The 11487-nt window shown below is 60.8% G+C and carries 11 protein-coding genes and 1 pseudogene; 7 read left to right on the forward strand and 5 right to left on the reverse strand.

The window, feature by feature from the left end:
• A partial coding sequence (locus tag PVW46_RS14595; protein WP_274576380.1) for a caspase family protein occupies positions 1 to 794 on the forward strand: 794 nt, incomplete at its 5' end.
• 1 nt (position 795) lies between these two features.
• Positions 796 to 1071: a hypothetical protein gene (locus PVW46_RS14600; RefSeq protein WP_069208077.1), complete on the forward strand. Its 276-nt coding sequence runs from the start codon at positions 796 to 798 to the stop codon at positions 1069 to 1071.
• Between the two features lie 142 nt (positions 1072 to 1213).
• On the opposite strand, the gene PVW46_RS14605 is transcribed toward PVW46_RS14600, so the two are convergent.
• Positions 1214 to 2122: a hypothetical protein gene (locus PVW46_RS14605; protein ID WP_069208078.1), complete on the reverse strand. Its 909-nt coding sequence runs from the start codon at positions 2120 to 2122 to the stop codon at positions 1214 to 1216.
• Between the two features lie 12 nt (positions 2123 to 2134).
• Positions 2135 to 3937, reverse strand: a complete 1803-nt coding sequence (locus PVW46_RS14610; RefSeq protein WP_069208079.1) for a caspase family protein — start codon at positions 3935 to 3937, stop codon at positions 2135 to 2137.
• A gap of 480 nt (positions 3938 to 4417) precedes the next feature.
• On the opposite strand from PVW46_RS14610, the gene PVW46_RS14615 reads away from it, so the two are divergent.
• The 3 genes from PVW46_RS14615 to PVW46_RS14625 all read left to right on the forward strand — a co-directional run bounded on the left by PVW46_RS14615 (position 4418) and on the right by PVW46_RS14625 (position 5809).
• Positions 4418 to 4813 (forward strand): hypothetical protein, encoded by a 396-nt coding sequence (locus PVW46_RS14615; RefSeq protein ID WP_069208080.1) that lies wholly within the window; start codon positions 4418 to 4420, stop codon positions 4811 to 4813.
• Between the two features lie 257 nt (positions 4814 to 5070).
• Entirely contained in the window at positions 5071 to 5421 is a 351-nt protein-coding gene (locus tag PVW46_RS14620) for a hypothetical protein (RefSeq protein ID WP_069208081.1), read from the forward strand.
• Positions 5411 to 5809: a hypothetical protein gene (locus tag PVW46_RS14625; RefSeq protein WP_274576382.1), complete on the forward strand. Its 399-nt coding sequence runs from the start codon at positions 5411 to 5413 to the stop codon at positions 5807 to 5809. Before PVW46_RS14620 ends, PVW46_RS14625 begins: the two co-directional genes overlap by 11 nt.
• A gap of 561 nt (positions 5810 to 6370) precedes the next feature.
• Here PVW46_RS14625 and PVW46_RS14630 read toward each other — a convergent pair.
• The 3 genes from PVW46_RS14630 to PVW46_RS14640 form a co-directional block, all read right to left on the reverse strand.
• Positions 6371 to 8662: an adenosylcobalamin-dependent ribonucleoside-diphosphate reductase gene (locus PVW46_RS14630; RefSeq protein WP_069208083.1), complete on the reverse strand. Its 2292-nt coding sequence runs from the start codon at positions 8660 to 8662 to the stop codon at positions 6371 to 6373.
• Between the two features lie 137 nt (positions 8663 to 8799).
• Positions 8800 to 9069, reverse strand: coding sequence for a hypothetical protein (locus PVW46_RS14635; protein ID WP_043144671.1), 270 nt, complete (start codon positions 9067 to 9069; stop codon positions 8800 to 8802).
• Positions 9070 to 9200: 131 nt separating this feature from the next.
• Complete coding sequence (locus PVW46_RS14640; RefSeq protein ID WP_043144670.1) at positions 9201 to 10085, reverse strand: sulfotransferase; 885 nt, start codon at positions 10083 to 10085, stop codon at positions 9201 to 9203.
• Between the two features lie 264 nt (positions 10086 to 10349).
• Between PVW46_RS14640 and PVW46_RS14645 the strand changes: the two genes are divergently transcribed.
• Entirely contained in the window at positions 10350 to 11303 is a 954-nt protein-coding gene (locus tag PVW46_RS14645) for a metal ABC transporter solute-binding protein, Zn/Mn family (protein ID WP_043144765.1), read from the forward strand.
• Positions 11300 to 11487: pseudogene (locus PVW46_RS14650) on the forward strand (manganese ABC transporter ATP-binding protein); the annotation flags it as partial. The gene PVW46_RS14645 and the pseudogene PVW46_RS14650, both read left to right, overlap by 4 nt.

The raw sequence follows: 11487 nt of genomic DNA on the forward strand, positions 1-11487 counted from the left end.
GTAAGTGTGGGGGCGGCACACCGCTTACAGACAAGCACGAAATAGCGTTACTATACTTTGCTGGCCATGGGTACATCGAGGCGACCGGCGGCTACCTCTGCCCCTCTGACTGCGAGACCGGTGACGATGGCATCCCGCTGGCCGAAATAATGACGATGGCAAACAATTCGCCGTCCGAGAACAAGATGATCATCCTCGATAGCTGTCACAGTGGCGTCGCCGCTACGAATCCGTTGGTGCCGGTCGCCGAGATTGGCGAAGGTGTAACCGTGCTGACGGCTTCTACCGCGGAACAATACGCCGACGAGCTGAACGGTTCAGGGATCTTCACCACGTTGCTGGTAGATGCTCTCAGTGGCGCTGCTGCGAACTTGGTCGGAGATGTGACGCCGGGAAGTGTATATGCCCACATCGATCAATCTCTCGGCGCGTGGAAGCAACGTCCTGTCTTCAAGACCAATGTAACGTCTTTTGTGTCACTCCGTAAGGTACGGCCACCTATCGCACTCGCAGAACTGCTACGACTGGCGGAATTCTTCCCTGAGCCGGGCTACGAATACCAGCTTGACCCCAGCTATGAGCCCCATCGATCAGGGGCGGAGGGATCTGATATCCCGCCTCCCAATCCAGAGAAGACTGAGATCTTGCGGATCCTTCAGAACTACGTGCGGGTGAACCTTGTGGTTCCTGTCGGTGCCCCGCACATGTGGCATGCTACCATGGAGAGTAAGAGCTGCACGCTGACTGCTCTTGGCGAACACTACCGCCGTTTGGTCGCAGAAGATGTGATTTAGGATGGATCGACAGCAGATCACGACGCGACTCGACGCCATTATTGACGAGCTCGCGGACATTGAACATGAGCGCTGGGCACATTGGCAGCGCTATATGCACAGCAAGTGCGAACATCGGTCTGACGGGGCGCTGGTGATTCCAGCTGATCTGGTCAAGCAGTGGGAACGACAGATCGCCACGCCATACTTTCAACTTTCCGAAAAAGAGAAAAAGAGTGATCGGGAGCAGGTAAGGAGATACCTGCTGACCATCGTAGACGCACTTTCCGACACGTAACAACCTATTTCCAAGTCTAATTTTCTAATTTTTGCAGTCTATCATGATTGAAACTCGATATTAGACGGCAAGGTCAAAGTGCTGCGTCAGAATGAGAACCGATCATCAAAGCGCACCAGAAATCGGAACTTTTCATGCGAAGTCATTTCAGGCCCGCGTAGATAACTTCTGCGATCTCGGAGTGTGCGAGGTATCGTTCGATTGAATGGGCATCCTCGTGTCCATTGTCGAGCATCGGATAGTTGACGATTTCCGCCGGGCCGAAATTGTCTTGGTCAAGACTGGGTCGAAGCGCCACGAAATCCTCCGGGTCGGAGCCATTTACCCATCGCGCGGCCACAGGGGGCGTGATCCTGGGATGTCCCACGCGGTTGCGCACGATGTCGATTCCCAGCGGCGAACCAAGCGTGACGAAAACCGGCAGGGTATTTTCCCGCACCATCCTGCGCAGCAACACATAGCTGACGATGGTACCGAGCGAATGGCCAACGACTACGGTGCGATCGAGCGGATCGAGGTCTTCGAAAACCTGGTCGTTCACCATCTCGTTGATCTGATCGAAAACCCCGGGCTTGTTGAGATAAGTCGCGGCTTGCGCGAGGAACTTGCGTGCCAGCCCGTCCGCCGCAGAGGGAATGACTTTTTCCAGCGTGCGAGCAATGGCCTTGAGCCATTTCTTGTGAATTCCCGCGGCCATGCGCGTCGCCGCCGTGCGGTCGTCGCCAGGTTCAAGCTCCTGCGCCACGCGATCGTCGTTTATGCCGTAGGCCCGCTGTAGCGCAAGGTAGAGTCCGGCCACGTCTTCATCCGCGTAATCCGTCTCAGGAGAGCCCACACTCATCCGGGTGCCGGTGGCCTCCATCTCGTCCCAGTCTGCCGTTTCTCGCGCCAGCGTTGTTGCGTAATAGGCGGTGCGCACCTCCACTTCGTCCCACCATGAATCTGCGCGCGAGCCGATCGATTTTCGCAGTGCGTCGCCCCATAATTTAGTGATGTCTTCGCGGGTATAGCTTTCATTGTTGATGCCGTGCACGAAAATCAGACGTCGCATCGGTTAGATCTCCTAAGGGGTCAAATCACGGATCACATACGAAGAATATTCTTGGACGATGGGCATGGCGCTGTCGGGCAGGACGACGGCGGCGTAGCCCTCGGTCATATGCGCCAGTTCTCGCAAGACGTCCGGCATGGTGTCGAAGGGAAGCTCGGCCATCCGGCGCCAGCCTTGGCGGAACACCGGGAAAAGCGTTTTGACCGGCACGTCATGCCATGCTTCCATCGCCGAATTCGCGAAATCGGGGCGCAGCGGGTCGTCGTCGCTCTCCACCGCAGGCAGGTCGGCATGTATTTCCCAGCCGTCTTCGCCATGTGACCACCGCAGGTCCGTCGCCGCGAGGTATGCCAGATCGCTGGTCAGGAAACCGACCCGGGCCATGTAGTGTGCGGTTCGAACGATGTTATCAATGTCACCCACCATGTGATAGATATACCCTGCTTGATCGGCATGCAGCGGCTGACGCTCTTTGCCAAAGCGCAACCGATCAGCGGCGCGAATTGCATCTTTCATGCGGCGATGTTCCTGCCAGCTGGTGGCGACGGAGGAGCTGAGCGAGCTGTCCCAATCCGTCTGGCGCATCTCGTCCAGCGTGTTGAACAGAACATCACCGGGGCTCCACGGCTGCAACACAGTCACGCTGTAAGGATAGGCTGGAGCGAGTGTCCAGAAATCGCGCTGCCGGACGAACAGCTGTGGTGCCAGATAGACGTTTTCAGGCAGAAACTTCCAGCGATACCCTTCGACCGTCAGATATTGCGCCGCCGTTTCCGGAAGAGCTACCCGTTGGTCGAATTCGGAGACAATCGCGCCCGTATAGCTCGGGCCGACATTCAGCTTGTTCATAAGATCGGCGCTGCGGTCAATCACATGGCCAAAGTCATTCGACCGTCTTGCCGCGGGTTCGAGATCCAAAAAGGAGTTGTCGCGGACGACGCGTCTGGTGTTCGCGGGGTGGAGTAGCTTTTCGGTCGAATTCGGTGCGACTGGAGCATCACCGACGTCCCCTCCTTCTTTGGCCCGCGACGCCGAGGGGATCAGGTCGTAGAAGTTGAAGTCACGCCTTAGACCGCTGATTGTGTCAGGCGTCATTTTCTCGTTATATTTCATCGCCCTTTTCGGAACTTCATCGTCGAGGTAGGTCGCTAATTTCTGATTGTCGATAACCGTACCGAAGGCGTGAGAAGCATCGATCACGCTTGGCACTCCGCCTTCGAGCGCCTCGCATAGAACATCGGAAAACAGACACGAGGCGACCCCACCCGCGACTGCGGCAGGCTGATAAGCAAAGTCGCCCAAGGTGGTGGCGAGGAACATATCCGTGTCCATCGGGCTGGGCTTTGCGGCGGACGTTAGGATCGGGTCGCCAGTGAAGCTTATTGCGTCACGGCTCGTGTCGCGACAGGCATCCGCGATAATGCAAAGCTGCCCTTTCTTCAGGTGTGGACTGGAAGCACCGATACTGTAGCGCTTCAACCCGTCGATGAAGGGCATCATATCGACGCCCTCCCGCCGATCCAGGTCAGCATTGGTCAGTAGCCAAAATTGGTCAGTAGCTGAGCGCACAAGACCGTGCCCGGCGAAATAGACCACCAATCGGTCGATGATCGTGGTCGTAAGAAGCGCGTTGATCTCGTGGCGCAACCGGTCGACTGTTACAGGGCTCTTAGCTGCATCGGTGATCTCGAGAACCTTGTAGTCCCTGCCCGGCGCGGGATCCCTGGCCCAGTTGCCCAGCCTCGCAGCGCTGGTCAATGTGCCCGGCAATCGCGGGTAGGCGCCTGCGTAGTCAGAGACGGCGATGATGATCATTGCCTTTCGGAGCGGTGGTACGGTTGGCATCTCGAAACTCCTAAGGCTTTGTATCGAATACGCAAAGCTTACCAGTGGAAAAAACAAACCTCTAATGGAATACTCGAAGCCAAGGGCGTGGTTCAAGCGCCCGCGTTAGGCACTCGTAGGTAGCAGACCGTCCAAGATTCTTTAGAGCCTCGGCCCAAAAGGGTGCTTCGCTTTGCCTCGCACATTTGTTCATGTGGGAGGAAATCTGCCGGTCGAAGCGCGTCTACCGAAAAAAAACTTCTTCGCCATCGAGAACTTCGGCCAATGTCCCTTGCATCCAAGGGCACAGAGTGCCTCGAACTCTATTAAAGGAACCGCACAACCTCCCAGCGCCGATCTCCTGCCCTTTCAGAAAAGGCGCACGCCACGGCGATAGGCATCCAACAAGGATCTCCGACCCTCCCTGACCCCCGGGACGAAACCCGGGACCAAGAAATCAAAGGAGGATCCATGTTTCACACGAAATTCAACCGCTGCGCGGAGTGCCGCGTCACTCCGTCCGGAGAACTGGCGCTGCGAGCTTTCTTCTCGGGGCATGACCAAGCGCTCGGCCATGCGGCCGTCCTGCTGGCAGGTCGTCAAGGCGTGCGGCTGGTCAACGATATCCGCGACGCCCTCGACCAGCCAGGGCGGATAACCCGCCGTGTACAACGCCTGCTTCTCGAACTGCGCCGCATCCTGTTCCTCGATCACGCACATGATGACAACTGGGACGACACAGGCAGCATCGCGATGATGGAACCCGACGATCCCATCGTGCCGGAGATCTGCCTCCTGGCGGATGGTCTCGACGAAGCACTGCACGCGGCCGGGATCGTCAGAGCCGTAGACGAGTGCGCCGCCTGAAGCCCGACCCCGCACCGCCGCGAAACGCCCGCGGCGGTGCGAGATAAGATCTGGCAAGAGATCCTTTGGCCGGTACTTTTTTTTCGTGGTCAGAATAAATGGCCAATTTTCTTTTCGCGAGCACCTGAGGCCAGCCCTCGCAAACGATAGAGAAGAGCCTTCTTGACCCAACTCGTCTCCCGCAACGCACGGAACATGACGCCGAAGAATAGGCAATAACACCATCGTTTCCGCCACCGCATGAAAGGGAGATTATCATGCTGAACACCAACAACTTCGACACCGCCGAGGCGCGTCTCGGCGCGACCTATTTTGTCGAGCAGCACCTCCGCCGTCACGGCGCGAGTCTCTGCGACCTGCTCGACGCGCTCGATGACAGGAATGGGTTCGCGTCTCTCTGCGATCTGCATGGCGCCTTCGGGCGGCCGATCCCGGATACCGATGCCGTCGAGGCCGCGCTGCGCGACATCCGACGCATCCTGGCCGAGCAGAGCCCCTCGTCGCTCGACCGGATCGGTCACGATAGGGGGCTGCCAGCCTCCGACATGACACGGTGGCACGGCGCACGCATTAGCGAGCTCCTGGCGCGGTTCCGTCATGCCGAATGAGACCGGGGCACGCTGTGCCCTTCAGGTGGCGCGTCAGCGCCGCCTGAGCGTCCGTCCCGATGAGTTCGGATTGGAACAGGACATCTGCGACGTGACGCTGTGGCTCATCGAGATGCACAGCCTGTCACGGGTCCACGTGTGGGTGGACCGTCACTACACGCAGATCGGCCGTGAGATCGCCGGCGTGACCGTCATGACCTCGCCGAGCCATCCCGCGCGGCTGACCGACGCGGCGCACCAGGCATTTCTCGCGCTCGGCTACACGATCGAAGACACCCGAGCAGACACTTACGGCCACCAGTTCTGCGACGGCCATCACTCGAAGCATGAGGCGATCCAGGCCTACGCGCGAATCGAGGATGCGTTGCGACGCTGGCGATCCCCATAGGAAATTCGCAGGCACCTCGGAAAAGGGCGGCGAAAGCCGCCCTTTTTTCTCCTGTCGGGTTCTGCACACAGCCAACTTACGCCAACCGATCAGTTTTCTGGAAACCGTGTCCTGTCTCCATCTGCCTCAGGCGCGAAACGCTCTCATGTAGCGCGTCAAAATCACCCAACATGCGCCGCCTTGGGTAATAGATGACCCGGGGCTCCGACTACCGACACCGTGGATCGGAAATGCTGTAGGAGAAAGACCCACGTTTTCACGCGGGCAGCGAGGTTATGGGCCCCATAAAAGCAGAAACTGACAAGGAAAAACGGCCCGCCTCCCGGAAGGGAAGCGGGCCGAACTTTTGCTCATGTCGGAGAACTCAGTGGTGACCTGCCAGCAGGACTGTCACAGCAGGATTTTCCCACCAAAACAGGCTTGGACACGAGTTCTCAAGAAACCCAGTGATTTCAATCCTTAACGGACTCTTGGCAAAACAAGTCCCGACCCTTGGCAGGCGAATTCACGGGTTTTGGCATAACTACGCCCGTAAAAACAGGCTCATGCACGAACCTCTGTTCATCCACACTTCGAATGCCCACAGGAGGCGCAGGTCATGCAACCCTCAACCATGCGCATGTCGTATTGCCCGCAGTTGGGGCAGGCCGGACCGCGAGGCTGGTCGAGGTTGACCACCTGGGCGGTCGGGTCGCTCTTCAGGCCCATGCCTTCGCCTTCCAGGAAGCCGGTTGCGATCATGTGGCGCTCGATGACGCCGCCGATGGCCGCGAGGATCGAGGGGATGTACTTGCCCTGAACCCAGGCGCCGCCGCGCGGGTCGAAGACGGCCTTCAGTTCCTCGACGACAAAGCTCACGTCGCCACCGCGCCGGAACACGGCTGAGATCATCCGCGTCAGGGCCACGGTCCAGGCGAAATGCTCCATGTTCTTGGAGTTGATGAAGACCTCGAAGGGGCGGCGGCGGCCGCCGACGATGATGTCGTTGATCGTCAGGTAGATGGCATGTTCGCTGTCGGGCCACTTGAGCTTGTAGGTCGCGCCCTCGAGGGTCTGGGGGCGGTCCAGGGGTTCGGACATGTAGACGACCTCGGCGCCCTGGGCGCCTTCGCCCCGGACTTGGTCCGGCGCCTCGCCGGGGGCCACGTCCTCGACCTCGGAAACGCTCAGCACCGATCCGGTGACGTCGTTCGGACGATAGGTTGTGCAGCCCTTGCAGCCTGTCTCGTAGGCTTGCAGGTAGACGTCCTTGAAGTCCTCGAAGGAAATGTCCTCGGGGCAGTTGATGGTCTTGGAGATCGACGAGTCGACCCATTTCTGAGCCGAGGCCTGCATGCGGACATGGTCCAGTGGCGCCAGCGTCTGCGCATTCACGAAATACTCGGGCAGGGCGGCATCAGTGCCGAAGGTCTCACGGTACATCTGCACCGCGTAGTCGACCACCTCTTCCTCGGTCCGGGTCCCGTCCTTTTGCAGGACCTTGCGGGTGTAAGCATAGGCAAAGACCGGCTCGATCCCCGACGAGACGTTCCCGGCATAGAGCGAGATCGTCCCGGTGGGGGCAATCGAGGTGACGAGGGCATTGCGGATGCCGTGTTCGCGGATGGCGGCGCGTACGTCCTCGTCCATACCCCGCATCGTGCCGCTGTCCAGGTACGCATCGGCATCAAAGAGCGGGAAGGCGCCTTTTTCCTTCGCCAATTGCACGGAGGCCAGGTAGGCGGCGCGGGCGATCCGGTGCAACCAGCGTTCGGTCTGCCGCGCCGCTTCCTCGGAACCGTAGCGCAGCCGTACCATCAGCAGGGCATCCGCCAGCCCGGTCACGCCCAGCCCGATGCGGCGCTTGTTCAGGGCCTCGCGGGCCTGCTCCTCCAGCGGAAAGCGCGAGGCATCGACCACGTTGTCCATCATCCGGACCGCGGTGGCGACCAGCTTGTCCAGTGCCTGCTCGTCGAGGTGTGCGTCGCCGGTAAAGGGATCATTGACCAGCCGGGCAAGGTTGACCGACCCCAGCAGGCAGGCGCCATAGGGCGGCAGGGGCTGCTCGCCGCAGGGGTTGGTGGCGGCGATTGTCTCGCAGTAGCTGAGGTTGTTGGCCTGGTTGATCCGGTCGATGAAGATCACGCCCGGCTCGGCATAGTCATAGGTGGCGCGCATGATCCGGTTCCACAGGTCGCGCGCGGGGAGCGTGTGATAGACCACCCCGTCAAAGACCAGCTCCCAGGGGCCGTCCGCCTTGACCGCCTCCATGAAGGCATCCGTGACCAGAACCGAGAGGTTGAACATGCGCAGGCGCGCGCTGTCGGCCTTGGCTCCGATGAAATCCTCGATGTCCGGGTGATCGCAGCGCATGGTCGCCATCATCGCACCGCGGCGCGAACCTGCGGACATGATCGTTCGACACATGGCGTCCCAGACGTCCATGAACGACAGCGGTCCCGAGGCATCCGCCGCCACACCTGCCACGGGTGCGCCCTTGGGCCGGATGGTTGAGAAATCGTAACCGATCCCGCCGCCCTGCTGCATGGTCAGCGCCGCCTCGCGCAGCTGGTCGAAAATGCCGCCCATGTTGTCGGGGATCGTGCCCATGACGAAACAGTTGAACAGGGTCACGCTGCGGTCGGTGCCGGCGCCTGCGGTGATCCGTCCCGCAGGCAGGTACTTGAAGTCTTCCAGCGCCTCATAGAACCGCTCTTCCCAATGAGCGGGGTCCTTTTCGACCGTGGCCAGCGCCCTGGCGATGCGGCGCCAGCTGTCCTCGACACTGAGGTCAAGCGGCGTGCCGTCCGCCTGTTTCAGGCGGTATTTCATGTCCCAGATCTGTTCGGCGATGGGGGCGGCAAAGCGGGTCATGGCGATTCCCTCAGGTGGCAGGCTGAACAATGTAGCTGCAACCCGAGTTTTCCACAACAGATTGACAGGCTTGCCGCCATGTCCCCCAGATCATGCGCCGAATGCAAGTGGTTTGCCCCGGCGCATGTTATGGTTTTTTAGAAAAAGAATTCGTCTCCGGGGACATAGTCCTCGGTGTCCTGCGGATCCGGTTGATCCCGCGGGTCCTCGGTGAATTTGCGGCGCGCGGCGCTTTGAACTGCCTCGCGAGCTGCGCCCAGGTGGTCGAACGCGGCTTCCTGGACGATACGGTCCGCCAGTTGGTCAAAGGTCTGCTGCACCGCGCGGTCATTGGCGATGAAGGGACCGTTGTCCTGGCTGAAGAAACGAAAGCCGATGTCGTCGATGATGATACCGTCTTCGGGCATTTGGCTGGTCTCCTGGATGGACGCCCCGAACCTTGGGGCGGGGATTACTGGTCAAGGAAGTCTCAGGCCTGCACCGGTGTCAGCGGTGTGGCTGCCAGTATCCCGCATCCGTCGCGTTGCGGACAGTCAGGTTAACCTTGCCATTGCTTCGGCAGGTCTCCGCCGAACCGTGCGCGGCAGAAGGCGTATTGGGGCGCCAGGGCCGCGGCCAGGGCCTTTTGCGCGTCATGGGGCAGGGCGGTTCCCACGGTGGTTTCATTCCGGCGTAGCCCGGGGCCGGGCGACCGCCAGGGGGTGTCCAGAAAGCGACATAGCCGGGGCAGGGCGTCGCCCCCGGCGAGATCCTCGTAGAAGAGGTACAGAAGATCCTCGGGCGCGAAACAGTCGTCCAGTGCCTTGACGGTTGCCCGGTAGTCGCCGCGCGCCATGATCGCGGGCGCGTCCAGAGCGTCGGCCCAAGCCTGCGTGGCGTCCTCTGTCAGGCCCTGTTGCTGCATGTGCCGCAGTTGAGACCACAGCCGTTCGACGGGGTCACGCATGACGAACAGCAGTTTCAGCCGGATGTCCTGCGTGGCGCAAAAGGCCTGCATATGGGCAAAACCCGCCGTCCCCAGCACTGAATAGGCCGGGGTGACATCGCATATCACCCGTGTCTGCGGGGTGCTGATCCGGGCCATATGGCCGAAATAGGCGTTGTCGTCATAGATCATCTGCACCCGGTCCAGTGCGGCCTGGAGCATCGGCGAAGCGGCCAGGTGCTCTGCCGGGTGCCCCTCTTGCGACAGGAACAACGTCAAACGACGGACTGCCAGAAGGTCCATGTCACTCAGGGCATGTTCCGGGAAATCTCGGCTGAAGAAATGCAGTTCCTTGAGCGGAGAGGGCGACACGCCCTCCAGTCCGCCCATGTAGGCGTGCAACCAGCTCGTCGCGCATTTCATGGCGCCGACGCAGACCAGCAGCGTCTTGCCGTCCAGCTCGGGGTAGTGCCGGATGCGCGAAAGCTCGGTCGCCATAGGACCCTCCTGCCGGTTCGCAACAGAAGGTCAGGCTGACACGCTGCGGCACACGGCTCAAGCCCGGAGGTGACGTGCCCGATGGTGACGGGCGTGGTGAAAAAATGGGCGGACTTGGCGACGTGGAATGATCTTGGCGGCCCCAGTTGCGACTAATTCTCATTTTCATTGACTCTTGCGAATTAGTCGCACTATATCTCGCAGGTGGAAACGCCTCGGCGGGTGTATCGCCGGGGTGTCGTCTTGAGGAGGTGCACAGTGACTTTGACCAAGCGAAAGCTTCTTGCCGGACTGGCGACCTTGCCGCTGGCCCTGTCGGCCAAAGGCCTGGCCGCGCAGGGGGTGACAACCGTGGTCGCGACCACGGGCATGATCGCCGATGCCGCACGGCAGGTGGGGGGCGATCTTGTCGAGGTCCGTGGCCTGATGGGGCCGGGTGTCGATCCGCACAGCTATCGCCAGACCCGCAGCGACATCGTGGCGATGGCCCGCGCGGATGTCGTGCTCTGGCATGGTCTCTACCTTGAGGCGCAGATGGAGGAATTCCTTCAGGATCTGGGCGAACGCGGCACAACGACCGCCGTGGCCGAGGGACTGCCGCGCGATCTGCTGCTGGCCCATGACGACTACGACGACAAGTTCGACCCGCACGTCTGGATGGTGCCTGATCTCTGGACACATGTGGTGGAAAACGTACGCGACGCGTTGAGCGCGGTGCGACCCGACAGTGCCGAGGTCTTTGCCGCCAATGCCGCCGCGCACCTGGCAGAACTGGACGAACTGGCCACCTATGCCGCCGGCATTCTTGCCAGCGTGCCCGAGGAAAGCCGCGTGCTGGTCACGGCGCATGACGCCTTCAACTATTTCGGCCAGGCCTACGGGTTCGAGGTCATGGGCATCCAGGGTATCTCGACAGAGTCCGAAGCCGGGCTGCGCCGGATCGCGGATCTGGTGGATATCCTGGTGGATCGCCGCATCGGCGCGGTCTTTGTCGAAAGCTCTGTTTCTGATCGCAACATCCGCGCCCTGATCGAAGGTGCCGCCGCCAAGGGGCACGAGGTTGTCATCGGCGGCGAGCTCTTCTCGGACGCGATGGGAGAGCCGGGTACCTACGTCGGCACCTATGTCGGCATGATTGATCACAACGCGACAACCATTGCCGGGGCCCTTGGCGGCGACGTCCCGCGCGATGGCATGAAAGGACTGTTGAACGGATGACCGAACCTTCCGTGACCTTGGCCGCATCCGGCGGGCAGGCGGCGGCGCCGGCACGCCCTGACGCCGCCCTGAGCCTGCGGGGCCTGACCGTGTCCTACGGTGAGAAACCTGCGGTGTTTTCCGTCGATGCGGCCTTCCCTGCGGGCGAGATGACCGCGATCATCGGGCCGAACGGGGCGGGCAA

Source organism: Mameliella sp. AT18 (genome assembly GCF_028807275.1).
In the GTDB taxonomy this organism is placed as follows: domain Bacteria; phylum Pseudomonadota; class Alphaproteobacteria; order Rhodobacterales; family Rhodobacteraceae; genus Antarctobacter; species Antarctobacter albus.